This is a genomic window from Jiangella aurantiaca (assembly GCF_004349105.1).
In the GTDB taxonomy this organism is placed as follows: domain Bacteria; phylum Actinomycetota; class Actinomycetes; order Jiangellales; family Jiangellaceae; genus Jiangella; species Jiangella aurantiaca.
In genome coordinates this window covers 14,311-30,738 of sequence record NZ_SMLB01000021.1, presented here as the reverse complement: position 1 = coordinate 30,738, position 16,428 = coordinate 14,311, and the positions used below count along the sequence as shown (strand labels likewise).

Annotated in this window: 11 protein-coding genes; 7 read left to right on the top strand and 4 right to left on the bottom strand. The window is 73.4% G+C overall.

The genetic code is table 11. The annotated features are described in order from the left end of the window. Positions 1–15: 15 nt before the first annotated feature. From E1262_RS16105 to E1262_RS16095, 3 genes are read left to right on the top strand one after another with little or no spacing between them, the layout of a single operon-like run. Positions 16–1,284 carry a DegT/DnrJ/EryC1/StrS family aminotransferase gene (locus E1262_RS16105; protein WP_132104165.1) on the top strand — a complete coding sequence of 423 codons (1,269 nt, stop codon included), beginning with the start codon at positions 16–18 and terminating at the stop codon, positions 1,282–1,284. Continuing rightward, positions 1,281–1,988 carry an amidohydrolase family protein gene (locus E1262_RS16100; RefSeq protein WP_132104164.1) on the top strand — a complete coding sequence of 236 codons (708 nt, stop codon included), beginning with the start codon at positions 1,281–1,283 and terminating at the stop codon, positions 1,986–1,988. Before E1262_RS16105 ends, E1262_RS16100 begins: the two co-directional genes overlap by 4 nt. Next, positions 1,985–2,719: an amidohydrolase family protein gene (locus tag E1262_RS16095; protein WP_132104163.1), complete on the top strand. Its 735-nt coding sequence runs from the start codon at positions 1,985–1,987 to the stop codon at positions 2,717–2,719. Before E1262_RS16100 ends, E1262_RS16095 begins: the two co-directional genes overlap by 4 nt. Before the next feature lie 344 nt (positions 2,720–3,063). Here E1262_RS16095 and E1262_RS16090 read toward each other — a convergent pair whose 3' ends face one another. Together E1262_RS16090 and E1262_RS16085 are read right to left on the bottom strand one after the other, a co-directional pair. Then, entirely contained in the window at positions 3,064–3,816 is a 753-nt protein-coding gene (locus E1262_RS16090; RefSeq protein ID WP_132104162.1) for an NAD-dependent epimerase/dehydratase family protein, read from the bottom strand. A 38-nt stretch (positions 3,817–3,854) separates the two neighbouring features. Next, the gene (locus E1262_RS16085) at positions 3,855–6,245 is read right to left on the bottom strand and encodes a ligand-binding sensor domain-containing protein (RefSeq protein ID WP_132104161.1); all 2,391 of its coding nucleotides are present in this window, start codon (positions 6,243–6,245) and stop codon (positions 3,855–3,857) included. 168 nt (positions 6,246–6,413) lie between these two features. Between E1262_RS16085 and E1262_RS16080 the strand changes: the two genes are divergently transcribed. Genes E1262_RS16080 through E1262_RS16065 form a run of 4 tightly spaced genes read left to right on the top strand, consistent with a single transcriptional unit; the run spans position 6,414 to position 13,929 of the window. After that, the gene (locus E1262_RS16080; protein WP_132104160.1) at positions 6,414–8,861 is read left to right on the top strand and encodes a ligand-binding sensor domain-containing protein; all 2,448 of its coding nucleotides are present in this window, start codon (positions 6,414–6,416) and stop codon (positions 8,859–8,861) included. Further along, the gene (locus E1262_RS16075; protein ID WP_162605940.1) at positions 8,861–11,551 is read left to right on the top strand and encodes a hypothetical protein; all 2,691 of its coding nucleotides are present in this window, start codon (positions 8,861–8,863) and stop codon (positions 11,549–11,551) included. The genes E1262_RS16080 and E1262_RS16075 overlap by 1 nt, the downstream gene beginning before the upstream one ends. A gap of 34 nt (positions 11,552–11,585) precedes the next feature. Beyond that, complete coding sequence (locus E1262_RS16070) at positions 11,586–12,536, top strand: dihydrodipicolinate synthase family protein (RefSeq protein WP_132104158.1); 951 nt, start codon at positions 11,586–11,588, stop codon at positions 12,534–12,536. A gap of 37 nt (positions 12,537–12,573) precedes the next feature. Continuing rightward, positions 12,574–13,929, top strand: coding sequence for a replication-associated recombination protein A (locus E1262_RS16065; protein WP_132104157.1), 1,356 nt, complete (start codon positions 12,574–12,576; stop codon positions 13,927–13,929). A 3-nt stretch (positions 13,930–13,932) separates the two neighbouring features. Here E1262_RS16065 and E1262_RS16060 read toward each other — a convergent pair whose 3' ends face one another. Beyond that, positions 13,933–14,766 carry a Gfo/Idh/MocA family oxidoreductase gene (locus E1262_RS16060; RefSeq protein ID WP_162605939.1) on the bottom strand — a complete coding sequence of 278 codons (834 nt, stop codon included), beginning with the start codon at positions 14,764–14,766 and terminating at the stop codon, positions 13,933–13,935. 153 nt (positions 14,767–14,919) lie between these two features. Continuing rightward, positions 14,920–16,368 (bottom strand): FAD-dependent monooxygenase, encoded by a 1,449-nt coding sequence (locus E1262_RS16055; RefSeq protein WP_132104155.1) that lies wholly within the window; start codon positions 16,366–16,368, stop codon positions 14,920–14,922. Positions 16,369–16,428: the final 60 nt, after the last annotated feature.

Genomic DNA, 16,428 nt, shown 5'->3' with positions numbered 1-16,428 from the left:
GGCCAGGCCGATACGATGACGGTCAACCGAGAGGAAGCAGGAGAGGCAGTGCGGACGCTGGCCATCCACGGCGGGACGCCAGTACGGGCCGGGCGGCCGTTGCCGTCGGCCTTGGAGGCGAGCGGGCGGACCATCGGCCCGGAGGAGGAGGCCGCCGTCCTGCGCGTGTTGCGCAGCGGCATGCTGTCCAGCGTGTGGGGGACCGAGGTGGCGGCCCTGACCGAGGAGTTCGCCGCGCTCATCGGCGCCCGGTACGCGGTGGCGTGCAGCAGCGGCACGGCCGCGGTACACCTGGCGGTCGCCGCCGTCGACCCGGAGCCCGGCGACGAGATCATCGTCCCGCCGATCTCCGACATGGGCTCGGTCACGCCCATCATCGCGCAGAACGCGGTCCCGGTCTTCGCCGACGTCGAACCTGGAACCGGCAACCTCGACCCGGACGCCGTCGCCGCCCTGATCGGCCCGCGCACGCGCGCCGTCGTCGCCGTCCACCTGTTCGGCAAGCCGGCACCCGTCGCGCGGCTGCGCGAGCTGACCGACCGCGCCGGCATCCTCCTGATCGAGGACTGCGCCCAGGCCTACCTCGCGCCGGTGCGTCCCGGCGGGCCGCTGGCCGGTGCCGTCGGCCAGCTGGGCTGCTTCAGCCTGCAGCAGTACAAGCACATCACCACGGGCGACGGCGGCCTGGTCACCACCGACGACCCCGAGTTGGCGCTGCGGCTGCGCCGGTTCGCCGACAAGGGCTGGCCGCGCGAGACCGGCGAGCGCGCCTACCTGTCGTTCGCGCTGAACTACCGGATGACCGAGTTGGTCGGCGCGGTCGCCCGCGAGCAGTTGCGCAAGCTGCCCGCCGTCGTGGCTCGCCGGCGGGCCGGCGCGGCGGCGTTCGCCGGCGGCGTGGCCGGGCTGCCCGGGCTGGGCCTGCCGCCCGACGACGGCGACCACGTCTACTGGTACTTCCCGCTGCTGGTCGACGGCCTGGACGAGGCCGGGCTGCGGCGGTACGCGGCGGCGCTGACGGCCGAGGGCGTCCCGGCGCTGGGTGGCTACCTCGCGCGGCCGCTCTACGCCGAGCCGGTGCTGCGTCAGCCGCTGACGTACGGTTCGTCCGGCTACCCGCTGCGCGGCCGGGCCGAGTACCCGGACGGGCTCTGCCCGGTCGCCGAAGACCTCGTCTACCGGCGGCTCGTGGTGGTGCCGTGGAACGAGAACTACTCCGAGGACGACGTCGACGACATCGTCGCCGCCGTCACGAAGGTGCACACCGCGCTGGTGGCGTCGTGATCCTCGATTGTGACCTGCTGATCGGCCGGGACATCGCGAGCGGGGCGCGAGTGGACGGCGCGGCGCTGGCCGCTTCGCTGGCCGGGCTGGGGATCGGCGGCGGGCTGGTGACGTCGCTGCGGGCGCTCCTGTTCGACGCGCCGAGCGGCAACGACGAGGCCCGTGAGGTCGCGGCGCTGCACGGCTGGTGGGCGGCGGCCGGGGTGGACCTGCGCGACCCACTGACCGCGCTGGCGGAGGTGTCGCGGGCTTCGGCGCTGGGCGTGCGGGCCGTGCGGATCGCGCCGGACCGGCAGGGTGTTCCGGCGACGGCGCCCGGCCTGCGCGCGGTGGCCCGGGCGGCGGCGTCGGCCGGGCTGGTGCTGCTGGCCGAGGGCGACGTCCGGGTCGTCGGGCCCGCGCTGGCCGGGCTGGGTGCGGTGGTCGTCTTCGTCGACGCGCACTTCTACCACCTGGGGGACTTCGTGCTGCTGGCCCGCGACGAGCCCGGCTTTCACACGTCGACCCGGCTGCTCGGCGACGTCGACGGCTGGGAGGTCGTGGTGTCGTCGGTCGGGGCGGAGCGGCTGGTGTTCGGCAGCCGGCCCGGCTGGTTCGAGGCGGCGGCCGTGGTGGATCGGCTGGCCGCGGCCGGGCTGACGGAGTCGGAGCGTGCGCTGGTGGTGGGCGGGAACCTGCGCCGGCTGCTGGGGGTGACGGCGTGATCGTCGACGTGCACGGCCACTGGGGCCCGTGGTTCTTCAGCACCGACGTCGCCGACGCGGCGGCCAACCTGCGGGTGATGGACGAGTGCGGGATCGACGTGCAGCTCGTGTCCGCCGTCGAGGCCGTGGTCTACGACCCGCTGAGTGGGAACCCGGCGCTGCTGCCGGTCCTGCGGGCGCAGCCGCGGCTGCGCGGCTTGCTGGTCGTCGACCCGCGGGAGTTGTCCCTGGCCGAGTCGCAGCTGTCGGAGCTGCTGCCGACCGGGCTGTTCGTGGGCGCGAAGATCCATACGCACTATGCGGGCTCGCCCGGCGGGTCGGCGGCGATGGCCGAAGCGCTTGCGTTGCTGGCCGCGCATGATCTGCCGGTGCTGGTGCACACCTGGGGTGAGGAGATCGTCGGCCTGGCCGACGTCGTCGCTCAGGTCGACGGTACGCGCGTGGTCGCCGCGCACCTCGGCGGCCCGTCCTGGCCGCTGGTGCCGTCGGCGGCCGAGCGAACCGACCGGCTCTGGTTCGAGCCGTGCTGGTCCACGCCGGCGCCCGGCCGGATCCGCTGGGTGCTGGACCGGATCGGGCCGGAGCGGCTGATGTTCGGCAGCGACGCCACCCTCATCCACCCGGCGGTCACGCTGGGCGCGATCCGGGCCGCCGAGCTCAGTGCGGCGGAGAAGGAGCTGGTCATGTGGCGCAACGCCGTCGACGTCTTCCGCCTGCCCACCCCAGCATGATCACCGGTCCAGCTCGGTGACGCGTTGTCGTCACCGAGCACACGGACACCTCACTCGCCTGAGGACCGCATACAGTGCGATCGCGTCTCCGCTACGGTCCTCACGTGAGTGATGTGTCGCCCGCACGGGTCACGATGCCGCCCAGCCGTCCTCGGGGGTCCTACCGCTTCACCAGATGGCATGCATTCCCGGGGAAGCGAGTACACGCCTGGCCCGACGCCGGAATGATCGTGGGGCCCACCCGACGACAGCAACTCACACCGTCGCACCGCAACCTGTGGATCGCCGTGATCATCAACCTCCTGTGGTGCTATCGCGACACAGAAGGTTGATGATCACAAGAGTCAGTCAGCCAGGATCCGAGCCGGCTCCCACTCCAACACGGCGCGGGTGTCGTCGGGCACGACGGAGACGCCGGCGATGTCGGCGGTCACCGTGAACGGCCGGTACGGCCCGGCCCACTCCAGCGCCCGGTCGATCGCGGCCGCGAGGTCCGCCGCGGCCAGTGCCGGGATCGGGGCGCCGCTGCCGTCGCGCATCCGCATCGAGCGCGGCGGCAGGCCCTCGGGCGAACGCCACTGCGGCCAGTCGGCGTCGGGCGTCGGGAAGATCAGCCGAAGCGAGCAGGCCGGCAGCTCCAGCGCCGGGGACAGCGCCGCCACGACCTGCTCGCCGAGCCGCTTGGTCAGCCCGTACGGAGCGATGGCGTCCGGCGCGGCCGTGGGGTCGACCGGCCGCGTCGCGTACGCCTCGAACACCGACATGGTGCTGATGTGCACGAACGCCCGCGCCCCCGCGGCCGCCGCCAGCGACATCGCCAGATGCAGCGAGCCCACGTTCACCTCGAACGCCAGCCCGTTCGCGACCGGGTCGTAGCCGAGGACGCGCGGGACGGCGGCGGCCATGTGCACGACGCCGTCGACGCCGTCCAGCGCCGCCTTGACGTCGTCAGGGGAGCGGGCGTCACCCAGCACGGATTCCACGCCATCGACGTCGACCGGCCGCGGGTCGAGCACCCGGACGGTGTGCCGCTCCGCCAGGTGCGGGACCACGTTGCTGCCGACCATGCCGGCACCGCCGATGACCAGGACGCGCATGCCGCCGCTCCTTCCGCCGCTTCAGGCCCAGTCAGGGGTCACAGCGTCGCACACTGCCCCGTCCGCGCGCCGCGAACCCGGTTCGGGACGCCGTCGTCGGTCGGCGGCTCGGCATTGCCCGAGCAGTCGAGCGAGCCGAAGATCGTCGAACCGGACACGACCGCGGCCGGCGCCGGGCCGTTCACCAGCGTCACCGCCCCGCGCACCGTCACGCCGTCGATCACCACCGGCGACGCGCCGTCGGCCGTCACCGACCCGAAGACCGAGCCGCCGCCGACGCGCAGGCCGGCGCCATCGGTGACGGTGACCGAGCCGAGCACCGTCGCGCCGTCGAGGCACAGCGTGCCGGTCGACGCCGTCAGGTCGCCGCGGTGCGTGCCTGTGATCGTCGTCGTGCAGCGTGGCGTGAACCGCAGCAGCTCGTCGCCGGACGCGACGTACACGTCGCCGTCGCTGTGCGCGGCGAGGTGGGACGCCGACCCGGTCCACAGCTGCTCGACGGCCAGGGTCGACGGATCCACCCGGACCAGGCGGGCACCGGCGGGCGACGCGTAGAGCAGGCCGTCGACGGCGCTGAACACGAGGTCGCCGGAGCTGCTGCCGCTCGACCCCAGGCTCACCCGCTCCACCACGCTCGCGGCGCTGAGGTCGACGGCGAACAGATCGGTCCCCGAGAGGCCCCACAGCCGGCCGGCGTCGTCGAATGCCAGCGCCGGGATGGACGGCTTGCCGGGCACCGGGTGCAGCTCCCAGAGCAGCCGCCGCTCGGCCACCGACCAGGCGAAGACGGTCGCCTCCGGCTGGGTCGGCGGCGTGGCGCTCTGTCCGCCGTAGATGCTGGTCGCGCCGTAGACGACGCCGTCGCGGTAGGCGAGCGCGATGATGCTCTCGTCGTCGATCAGGTCCCGCTCCGCATGCACCAGCTGGCCGCCGGCCGCGTCGTACAGCGCGAACACGCCGCCCAGCTCGCCGAGGTCGGGCATGGTGCCGACGGCGAGGTGGTCGCCGGCCGACGCCAGCGCCCGGGGCCGGATCTGCCGGTCGGCCTTGAAGTCGAACAGCCGCCGCGGGTTGTCGACGGCGCCAGGCTCCGGCGAGGGCGAGTACTCCGGGCTGTGCCACGGCAGCGCCGGATCGTAGGAGTACACCCGCGCGTCCGGGTAGGCGCCGACGTACAGCCGCCCGGCGTGCTGGGTCATCGCCTCGCTCTGCGAGAAGGTGTGGAACTCCTCGCGCACGCCCGTCGAAGGATCGACCGCCGCGAAGCCGCCGTTGAGGAACCCGCCGGCGTACACGCGCCCGTCGGGGCCCTCGCTGAGAGCGGTGATGTCGATCGGCTCGCCCTCGATGGTGGTCTGGACGAACGAGCGCGCTCCGGTGGTCGGGTTGTAGCGGAACATCATCCCCCGCCAGAGCAGGCCGACGATGCTGCGTCCGGGGTAGTCCGGCAGCCCCAGCTCGGCCCAGCCGATGCCGCGGGTGTTGGCCACCCGGCCGGTGAACGGCATGTCGGTGCCCACCATGCTGCCGTCACGCGGGTCGTAGCGGACCAGCTCGCCGGCCACGATCAGGTAGACGCGGCCCTCCTCGTCAGGCGGCGACGGCTCCAGTCCGTGCGCGGTGTCGATGTGGTCGACCCACTGACCGGCGGCGATGTCCCAGACGTAGAGCGGGCTCGGCGACGCGGTCCCGAAGCGGACGTACAGGTAGTCGCCGACGACGTCGACGTCGTACGCCCAGGCGGTCGAGACGTTCAGGCCGTCGGGCAGCGGCAGCGCGGTGCTGGCGCCGGTCACGCGGTCGACGGCGAACACCGCGGCCGGGTTCTCGGTGCCGGCGAAGATCGTGTCGCCGTGCACCGCGACGCTGCGCACGTAGGCGTGGATGGGGGAGAGCCGGCCGAAGTCGCGGAACGCGCCGGTCGCCGGATCGAAGCCGAACAGCTTCCCGCCGGGCGACGTGCCGCCGTAGACCTGGCCGTCGTCGGCGACCGACACGTCCCAGACGAAGGTCTCGCCGGCGATCGGGTTGCCGAGCGCCTCGACGCCGCCCGCCGCGGTCCAGCGGTAGAGGCCCGGCGCGCCGTAGGTGCCCACGTACACGGAGCCGTCCTGCCCGGCGTCGACCGCCCAGGACCCGCCCGCGCCGGGCAGGTCGAACCGGGCCACCGCCTCTCCGGTCGCGGGGTCGACGGCGTTGAGGTGCGCCGGCGCGCCGGATGACGCGCCCCACAGCACCGGCGTGCCGTCCGGGCCTGGAGCCAGCGTGCCGCCGATCAGCAGCACGTCCTGCAACGGTGTGCCGAGCGAGGTGACCTCTCCCGGCGGCGGCGCGTCTGTGGCGTCACCGGACGCACCGGCGGGCGGCGCGGCAGCCGCGGTGGCGAGGGCGAGCACGAGGACGGCCGATCCGGACAGCAACGCTCTCATCGCGGGGACCTCCGAGACGGCGGATAGGGAGTCTGCCCCGGAGGCTACCGATCGGGCGGATATCGGGCAAGGCCGAAATTGCAGGAGGTCTTGCCCTCCCGTGCGCGGCACTGCCAGGATGACCGCCTAACGGGCTAGGCCGAAATGAACGATCGCGAGGAGGATGCCTTGACGAGGCTGCACCGATCGTCGCTGGCGGCAGTGGCCGCCGCACTCGTGCTGTCGCTGACGGCGCCGATGGCGGACGCGGTGACCGACCCGCAGCCGCGGCCGGCGGCGTCCGCGCCGATCGTCGGAGCCGAGGAGTCCCTCGGATATCCGATCGAGAGCCGCGTACTGTCGCAGGACCAGTCCCAGGGCGTCGACGCCGAGGGGCGGCCGCAGGCGTACTGGGTGACCGCGGGCAACGACGTGACGCCCGGCATGTTCCAGGTGACCGACCTCCGCAGCGGCGAGGTGGTGTTCGGCGAACGGCTGCCGGCCGGCGCGCACAGCTGGGCGAGCACGTTCAACACCGCGAACGGCACGGTGTACTTCGCCATGACGTCGGGGGAGATGTACTCGTGGACTCCGGGCGACGACGCCGTCACCGCGCTGGGCGTGCCGTTCCCCGGTGAGGGGATCTGGCGGCTCGACGCGGCTCCGGACGGCGTCGTCTACGGCGGGACGTACCCCGGCGGCCTTCTGTTCTCGTACGACCCCGCCACCGGTGAGTTCGCCGACCACGGCCAGGCGGTCCCGGGCGAGACCTACGCACGAGCCCTCGAGGCAGACGACGAGAGCGTCTGGGTCGGTACCCAGCCGCGAGCCCGGCTGACTCGCTTCGACCGCGGGACCGGCCAGTTCCACCAGGTGGCGCTGCCGGCGCAGTACGAGACGCACGAGGTGGTCTATGACATGACGCTGGCCCGCGACTACCTGCTGCTGCGCGTGCAGCCGTCGAACGACCTGCTGGTCTACGACACAAGCAGCGGCGAGTTCGTGAACATCGTCCCGGGCATCTCCGGACGGGCCATCTCGCCACCGGATCCGGCCGGCAAGTACGTCTACTTCCGCATCTCCGCGCAGGGGGTCGTCGCCTACGACCTCGACACCCATACGTACGCGCCGATCGGCTGGGGACCCAACGCGTTCCCCGGCACCTGGGCGTGGATCGATCTGGACCACCCGGACTTCCCGGGTCTGTCGCTGGCGATGACGTACTACTACGGGCGCATCTACGTCTGGAATCCGACGACGAAGAAGACGCTCTACATCGGCGAGGGCGACCTGCAGGGTGCCCCGAACAGCATCACCGCGCTGGGCTCCGGGCCTGACGGCGCCGTGTACGTGGGTGCGTTCCTCTCCCCGCCGGGCATGGCGCGGTTCGATCCGGCCGACGACTCGACGACGCTGCTGGCCGGCGCCGGTCAGGTCGAGGGGTTCGGAACGTACGGCGAGCACCTGGTGTTCGGGCGGTACCCGAACGCAGGGCTGCTGGACTTCGACACGACGCGGCCGTGGAGCATGGGCACCAACCCCGGTCCACCCGCCACGATCGCCGGCGAGCAGGACCGCCCGCAGGCGTTCGCCCAGGTGGGTGACCTCATGGCAGTGGGTAGCGTGCCGAAGTCGGGACGCCTCGGCGGCGCGCTCAGCCTGTGGGACCCGGCGACCGGCGAGGTGGTGACGCATCGCAACGTCGTGCCGGACCAGAGTGTGGTGTCGCTGGCCGAGCGGGACGGCCTGCTCTACGGCGGCACGTCGATCAACGGCGGCTACGGCATCGACCCCGTGGCCACTGAGGCGGAGCTGTTCGTCGCCGACCCGGACACCGGCACGGTGCTGCACCGGCTGGTGCCCGTGCCGGGCGGACGCGCGGTGAACGGGCTGACGTTCGACGCCGACGGCACGCTGTGGGGCGTCTCCGACGGGACGCTGTTCACCTACGACCCGGCGACGCGTTCCGTGACCCGCGCCGAGCAACTCTTCCCGCGTACGGCGAACATGTACGGGCACGACCGCCACCTGGTGTTCCGCGGCGACGGCTACCTCTACGTCACCAGCTCCGGCAGCCTGTGGCGGGTGGACCCCCAGAGCTGGGCGGCGACGCGGCTGGCGTCGTCCGGCGTGGCCTCGCTGGCGCTGGACGAGAAGGGCGACCTCTACTACGCCCGCGGCGCGGCGCTTTACCGGTGGAACTTCTCGCTGCGGCCGCAGCCGGTCTGCGACGTGACGGTGTCCGGCCCGCATGCCGGCCCGCTGAGGGCCACGGCCGGGACCACCTGCCTCGACGGCGCCAGCGTCGACGGCCCGGTCCAGGTCAGCCCCGGCGCGGTGCTGGTGGCGGAGGACTCGGCGGTGCGCGGCCCGGTCCGCGCGATCGGCGCCGGCGGCGTCCAGCTCGACAGCGTGACGGTGACCGGCCCCGTGTCGGTGACCGGCGCCGTCGGCGGAGTGTGGATCGACGGCACGACGGTGGACGGCCCGGTGGAGCTGCTGTCCAACTCCGGCGGCACGACGGTGTCCGGCCTCACCGTGACCGGACCGCTGAGCTGCACCGGCAACGAGCCGCCGCCGGTACTCGAGAACGTCGACGTCGACGGCCCGGTGACCGGGCAGTGCAGGGAGGCATGATGCGACGCCTGATCACCTGGTTGACCGCCGTGCTGGTCGCGGCGACCACGCTGACGGCCGCCGCGCAGGCCGCCGACTATCCAGTGTTCAAGGACATCGGCGGGATGCCGCTGGACGCCGTCACCGCGCCCGGCTCCGCCGTCGGCACCGGCCCCGATGGCGAGCCGTGGCTGTACCTGGTGTCGTCGGGCAGCCCGGCGGTGTTCAGCGTCGTCGACGCCCGCGACGGCAGCCGGGTGCACGAGTTCCCGCTGCCAGGGTCGTCCGGCTCGTGGGCCGTCGACGTCACGCCGAACGGCGACGTCTACGTCGGGACCTACGGCGAGGGTCGGGTCTACCGGTACCGGCCGGGCGCCGCGGCCGTCGAGGACCTCGGCGTGGCGGTGCCGGGCGAGACGTTCGTCTGGTCTGTCACGCACGACGAGAACGGCGTCGTCTACGGCGGCACCGGCCAGTCCCGGGCGAACGTGTTCCGGTACGACCCGGCCACCGGCACGACGACGAACCTCGGCTCGCTCGCGCCGGACGCCGACCCGCTGATCGTGCGCGGCATCGCCGCGGGCGGCGGCAAGGTGTACGCCGGCACGCATGCCACGACAAGCGTCGTCGAGATCGACCCGGTGACGGGGGAGCGGCGCGACCTGGGGCTGCCGCCGGGCGCCGACCCGGCGGCCGGGGTCTACGACCTGGACGTCCGCGGCAGGCTGCTGTTCGCCCGGTTCAGCCTGTCCGGCTCGCCCGCGCCGCTGCACGTCTACGACCTGGACGCCGGAGCCTGGGTCCAGGAGATTCCGGACGCCCACGGGCTGAACGTGTCCCCGGTGGCGGCGGATGGGCGCACCGTCTACTTCGTCCGCGACCAGACGCTGCACAGCTACGACCTGGTCGACCGAACCTATGCGGCCACCTCGCTGACCGGCGTCGGCGACGTCCGCGGCTTCGACTTCCTGGACCTCGGCGACGCGGAGTGGCCTGGAGACACCCTCGTCGGCCTGAACCACGTCGGCCGCTACTTCGTCTACTCGCCGGCGACGGGCCGGTCTGAGCTGCGCACCGCGGACGCCGTCGCGGCGCCGGGCCCGGTCCGCTCCATCGCCGAGGGCCCGGACGGCCTGCTCTATGTGGGCACCTTCCTGGCCGGGGGAATGGCCAGCTACGACCCGGAGACCGGCGCGAAGGCGCAGTTCGCCGCGGAGATCAGCCAGGCCGAGGGCATGGTCACCCACGACGGCGCGCTCTACGTCGGGACCTACCCCTGGGGCGAGATCCTCCGCTACGACCCGGACCAGCCGGCCGAGCCGGGCGTCAACCCGAAACCGGTGTTGCGGCTGTACGAGCACCACGGCCAGTCCCGCCCGTTCGCGCTGGCCTCGGCCGGCGACCACCTCGCCGTCGGCACGGTGGCGAAGAACGGCTCGCCCGGCGGCGGGCTGACGCTACTGAACACGCGGACCGGCGAATCCTGGTTCGAGGACGTCGTGCCCGGGCAGAGCGTGGTCGCGCTGACCTACCGCGACGGCATCCTGTACGGCGCCACGTCGGTCTTCGGCGGCGTCGGCGGGCCGCGGCCCACCCAGACCGATGCCGTGGTCTTCGCGTACGACATCGAGCAGCGGCGCAAGCTCTGGGAGGTCGCGCCGATTCCCGGCGAGGGCGCCATCGGCGAGATCGCGTTCGACGAGAACGGCAAGCTCTGGAGCCACACGACGGTGTCGGTGTTCCGCATGGACGTGGAGACGCGGGAGGTGGAGGCGCGGCGCAACTACGAGCCGTACCCGTGGGACACCGTCGCGTACGCGCACGTCGGCTCGCGGCTCTGGTACGACCCGTACGTCGACAAGATCTATGTGGTGTCGCAGGCGAAGATGTTCACGATCGACCCGGTGACGCTGGACCGCGCCCGGGTGTTCCAGCCGGCCTCCTACGGGTTCCTGCACAACAACGGCAACGTGTTCATCGCTCGGGACCTGAAGTACTGGGAGTACACGCCGAGCGCCCGGCCGGCGGCGGCCGCGAGCGTGGCGGCGGACGCCGTCCCGGCCGGCCGGCCGCAGACGGTCACGTTCACCGGCCTCGGGCCGGGTGAGCAGCTGGAGGTGTGGCTGCGGCCGAACGCCCGGATGCTCGGCACGGTGCGGGCCGACGCCACGGGCACGGCGCGCCTGACCTTCACGGTCCCGCTGGACCGCAGTGGCGAGCTGACCGTCGAGGGCCGCCGGCTCTCGACGCGGGGCGCGCTGTGGACGTCGTTCCAGGCGGCCGCGCCGGTCTGCGATGTCACCGTCGACGGCCCGTACACCGGCCCGCTCAGCGTCACGTCCGGCATCACCTGCGTGGACGACGCCACGGTGTCCGGGTCGATCCAGGTGAGCCCGGGCGCCATGCTGGTCGTCGCCGGCTCGACTGTGTCCGGGCCGCTCCGGACCGACCGCGCCGGCGGCGTGGTGCTGACGGGCGCGACGGTGTCCGGACCGGTGACGGTGACCGGCAGCACCGGCGCGGTGTCGATCACCGGGTCCGTGCTGAGCGGCTCTGTCTCGCTGGCCGGCAACACCGGCGGCGTCCGGTTCGCCGGGAACCGAGTCGTCGGCGGGCTGTCCTGCGCCGGCAACGATCCGGCGCCGGTGCAGGACGAGCCGAACGAGGTCACCGGGCCGGTGCGCGGGCAGTGCGCGGAAGGACGGTCGTGACGATCCGGACGCCGACAATGGATAGTCTGCATCGGTGGCGAACACGCGAGGCCCGGCGGAGCTGACCGGACGGCTGCGATGGTCCCTGGTGGCCGCCGCGGCGACACCCATGCGGGCCGACGGCAGCACCGACCCCGACGTCTGCGAGGCCTACTTCGGGCAGCTGGTGCGCGGCGGCGCCGGTGGGCTGGCCGTCGCCGCGCACACCGGCCGCGGCGACCGGCTGTCCATCGCCACCAAGGCCGAGCTGGTCCGCCGCGCGGCCACGCTGGGGGTCCCGGTCCTGGCCGGCGTAGGCGGCAGCGCCGAGGGGCCGGACGACGACCTCGAGTGGGCCGCGGCGGCGGGCGCGGCCGGCGCCGACGCGCTGCTGGTGTTCCCGCCGACGCAGACGGAGCCGGACGCCGTCGTCTCCCACCACGAGGCGATCGCGCAGGCGTCCGGGCTGCCGCTCGTCGCGTTCGACCTCTACACCCGGGCGTATCCGCCCGAGACGCTGGCCCGGGTGCTCGACCTGCCGGACGTCTGCGCGTTCAAGCCGGCCCGGCTGCACGACGCCATCGCCTGCCAGGAGAGCATCGCGGCCGCCCGGTCGCGCGGGCTGCTGGTGCTGACCGGCGAGGACCGCATGCTCGGCGCGTCGCTCATGTGGGGCGCCGAGGGCGCGCTGATCGGGCTGGCGGCGGCCGCGGTGCAGATCACCGTGGCCGCGGTCGAGACGTTCGCGGCGGCGGTGCACACGTCGGCGCGCGACGCCGCGGCGCGGTTCCTGGAGGTGTCGGCGATCGTCGACGAGGTGGCGCGGGTGACGTTCCGGCCGCCGTACGAGGGCTACGTGCAACGCATGCTGTGGCTGGCCGCCGACGAGGGCACCGTGCCGGCCGAGTTCGCCGTCGACCCGTACCGGCCGGCCGACCTCGACGACGCCGAGCGCGACGAGGTGGTCCGCGTCGCCCGGCAGTGCCGCGACCAGGTCCGCCGCTGACAGCCGATGTCAGTGTGACCGCGTAGGCTCGCAGATCATGGAGCAGGAAGGACTGTTCGGCGGCGCCGCGCCGTCGGTGCCCGCGGGCTCGCTGTCCGGCGCCGACGACGATATCGCCGGCAAGCCGCTGGCGGTGCGCATGCGCCCGCGCACGCTCGACGAGATCGTCGGGCAGCAGCACCTGCTCGGCCCGGGCACGCCGTTGCGCCGGCTGGTCGAGGAGGACCAGCCGATGGCGCTGGTGCTGTGGGGGCCACCCGGCACCGGCAAGACGACGCTCGCCTACGTCGTCAGCCGGGCGACCCAGCGGCGGTTCGTCGAGCTGTCGGCGGTAACGGCCGGAGTGAAGGACGTCCGCGCCGTCATCGACACCGCCCGGAAGGACTTGGTGCGCTCCGGCACCGGAACCGTCCTGTTCGTCGACGAGGTGCACCGGTTCTCCAAGACCCAGCAGGACGCGCTGCTGCCTGGTGTCGAGAACCGGTGGGTGTCGCTGGTCGCCGCGACCACCGAGAACCCGTACTTCGCGCTGATCAGCCCGCTGCTGTCGCGGTCGCTGCTGCTCACGCTGGAGCCGCTGGACGACGACGCCATCCGCGAGGTCATGCGCCGCGCGCTGGCCGAGGAGCGTGGCCTGGGCGGCACCGTCACCATCGACGACGACGCCCACGACCACCTGCTCCGGCTGGCCGGCGGAGACGCCCGGCGGGCGCTGACGTACCTCGAGGCCGCGGCTGGGGGAGCGGCGGCCGCCGACGGCGTCATCACGCTCGAGGTGGCCGAGAAGGCGGTCGACCGCGCCGCCGTCCGATACGACCGCGACGGCGACCAGCACTACGACGTCACCAGCGCGATGATCAAGTCGATCCGGGGCAGCGACGTCGACGCCGGGCTGCACTACCTCGCCCGCATGGCCGAGGCGGGGGAGGACCCGAAGTTCCTGGCCCGGCGGCTGGTGATCCTGGCCAGCGAGGACATCGGCATGGCCGACCCGACCGCGCTGCAGACGGCGGTCGCCGGAGCCCAGGCGGTACAGCTGATCGGCTGGCCGGAGGCGCAGATCACGCTGGCCCAGGTGGTCATCGCGCTCGCGCTGGCACCGAAGTCGAACAGCGTCGTCACCGCGATCGGCGCCGCGGTCGCCGACGTGCGCGCCGGGCTGGCCGGCGCGGTCCCGCCGCACCTGCGCGACAGCCACTATGCCGGGTCGAAGAAGCTCGGCCACGGCACGTCCTACGCCTACGCCCACGACGACCCACGCGGCGTCGTCGAGCAGCAGTACGCCCCTGACGCGGTCCAGGACAAGCAGTACTACCAGCCCGGCGCCCGCGGCGCGGAGCGCGACTACGCCGACCGCTACGCCAAGCTGCGCCGCATCGTCCGAGGAGAGTAGCCCTCAGCCCAACTGGGCGGTCACCGCATCGATCAGCGCGACCGGTGCCACCATCGCGGCCGCTTCGGCCTCGTCCGGCGGCTCGCCCTTCGCGGCGACGGCAAGGAAGCGCTCCAGCACCGGCGCGGTGTAGTCAGGCGGCAGCGCCAGCTCGCGCGACCGGACACCGCTCGCCCGCACGACGGTCGCGTGGAACGGCACCTCGCCCGCGACGAACGTCAGCGTGACGTGCACGTCCCCGATGGTGGTGAGCGCGGTGACGACGAGGCCGCTGGTCCGCAGGTCCACTGGCCCGGCGTCGCCGAGTTCGCCGATGAGCTGGAGCGCCGTCTCGGCCAGGTGCACGCCGTAGAAGTACAGGCCGCCGTACGGCCCGGCGGGGTCGGCCGGCCCGGTGACGTGGACGGCGGTCGGCCGGTCCCCGGCCAGCTCGGCGATCGCCGGGACGAACCGCAGCGCCGACCCCTCGTAGAGCGGCACGGCGTGCGCCCGGGCCGCGTCGACGATGGCCGCCGCGTCGGCCGCGGACCCCGCCAGCGGCTTGTCGACGAACACCGGCAGCCCGGCCTCGATCAGCGGGATCGCCTCGGCCCGGTGCGCCCGCCCGTCGCGCGTGCAGATGAGCACTGCGTCGACCACGCCCACCAGATCGCCCGGCGCCTCGACCAGGCGCGGCACGTCGGCACCGGCGGCCGCGGCGAGCGCGCGGTTGCGCTCGGTGTCGCCGCCGGCGAGCGCGACCACGCGGGCGTCGCCGTGCCGGTGCTCGACGTTGAGCAGGCGGACGAACTGGTCGACGTGGCTGCTGTCGGTCCCGACCACCCCGATGCGCGTCACGGTCAGCCAGCCTACGCGTCGGAGCTCGTTCACACCGCGTTCGCGCGCGGCCGCGCTGCTCGCGTCGCCGCCTGCACGTCCGGGCGAACACTCAGCGCGCGGAGGGGCCGAGGAGGGCGGCCAGCTCTCCTCGGCCCGTCCAGGTGCGTGCCCCTACCCCAGGTGCGCAGCGAGCGCGGCCTCGATCGCGGCGGGGTCGGCGGAGTCGGCCGCCCAGGCCACGTATCCGTCGGGCCGCACTAGCACCGTCGTACGACGGTCTCCCGACCAGCGCTCCACGACCAGCCGGTCCCCGCGGCCGCCGCACGCCGAGTACTCCTCGGGAGTGATCAGCACGAAGCGGCCGCCGCGCAGGGCCTCGTAGAGGCGGCCGCTCTCGAGGGCGACGTCGGGGATGCGGGTACCGGTGAGGCGATGGGCGCCTCGGGGGGCCGGGTACGTGTAGCCGAGGCCGGAGATCTGGGCCAGGGCCTTGCGCTGGACGGGGCGGGCCACGTTGACGAAGGCCGAGACGAGGCCGCGTACGGCGCGCAGCACGGGGTTCTGCGCGCGAGCCAGCCGGACCAGCCCGCCGCTGCTGCGCAGCACTGCCTTGCCGACTGGGTGGCGTTCGGCCTGGTAGGTGTCGAGGAGACGTTCGGGCGCCCAGCCTTGGACGGCCGCCGCGAGCTTCCAGCCGAGGTTGGCCGCGTCCTGGAGGCCGGTGTTCATACCCTGGCCACCGGCCGGGGAGTGGATGTGTGCGGCGTCGCCGGCGAGGAAGACCCGCCCGACCCGGTACTCCGGCGCCTGGCGCTCGTCGCTGTGGAAGCGGGAGAGCCAGCGGGCGTCGTGCATGCCGTAGTCCGTGCCCAGTGCCCGGCGGGTGACCTCCTTGATCTCGTCGAGGTCGAGCGGGGCGCCGTCGGACACCTCATGCCGGCGGTTCCAGCCCATGACCCGGTACCAGCCGTCGCCGAACGAGGCGATCATCGCGAAGGCGTCGCCCGCGCCGTTGACGGTGAGCACGCCCTCGGGCCGCTGGGCGAGCCGGACATCAGCCAGGAACAGGGACTTGATGACGGAGACGCCGGGGAAGGGCAGACCGATCGCCTGACGTACGGCGCTGTGGTGGCCGTCCGCGCCGACGACGTACGCGGCGCGGCGGGTGACGACCGCACCGTCTGGGCCGCGCACGTCGAGGTCGACGCCGTCGTCGTCCTGACGCAGGCCCACGACCTCGCTCTCGTATGCGAACTCGACGCCGGCCTCGCGCGCCCGCCGCTCCAGCAGCCGCTCCACCTCGTACTGCGGAGTGATCAACAGGAACGGGAAGCGGGACGGCAGCGTGCCTAGGTCGAGCGAGAGCCGGCTGAACAGGCGCAGGCCGGTGATGGTGGCGCCGGTGGCGAGCAGCGGGTCGGCGAGGCCACGGGCGTCGAACTGCTCCAGGGAGCGGGCGTGCACTCCGAAGGCGCGGGAGAGGTTGCTGATCTTGTGGGGGCGCTTCTCGAGGAGAGTGACGGGGACGCCGGCGGTGGCGAGGTCACCGGCGAGGAGGAGGCCGGTGGGGCCGGAGCCGACGACGATGACGGAGGTTACGGTGATGCCGGTGCCGTTCATGGTTGCCTCCTGTTGCCAACACTTGTTGGCCAACAACTGGTGGCCAACGTTCGTTGACCA

What these genes read in the sequence shown, in the direction of transcription:
- E1262_RS16075 (WP_162605940.1), top strand. Translation starts at nt 8,861, where the DNA reads ATGCGACGCCTGATCACCTGGTTGACCGCCGTGCTGGTCGCGGCGACC.
- E1262_RS16105 (WP_132104165.1), top strand. Translation starts at nt 16, where the DNA reads ATGACGGTCAACCGAGAGGAAGCAGGAGAGGCAGTGCGGACGCTGGCC.
- E1262_RS16090 (WP_132104162.1), bottom strand. Translation starts at nt 3,816, where the DNA reads ATGCGCGTCCTGGTCATCGGCGGTGCCGGCATGGTCGGCAGCAACGTG.
- E1262_RS16055 (WP_132104155.1), bottom strand. Translation starts at nt 16,368, where the DNA reads ATGAACGGCACCGGCATCACCGTAACCTCCGTCATCGTCGTCGGCTCC.
- E1262_RS16065 (WP_132104157.1), top strand. Translation starts at nt 12,574, where the DNA reads ATGGAGCAGGAAGGACTGTTCGGCGGCGCCGCGCCGTCGGTGCCCGCG.
- E1262_RS16085 (WP_132104161.1), bottom strand. Translation starts at nt 6,245, where the DNA reads ATGAGAGCGTTGCTGTCCGGATCGGCCGTCCTCGTGCTCGCCCTCGCC.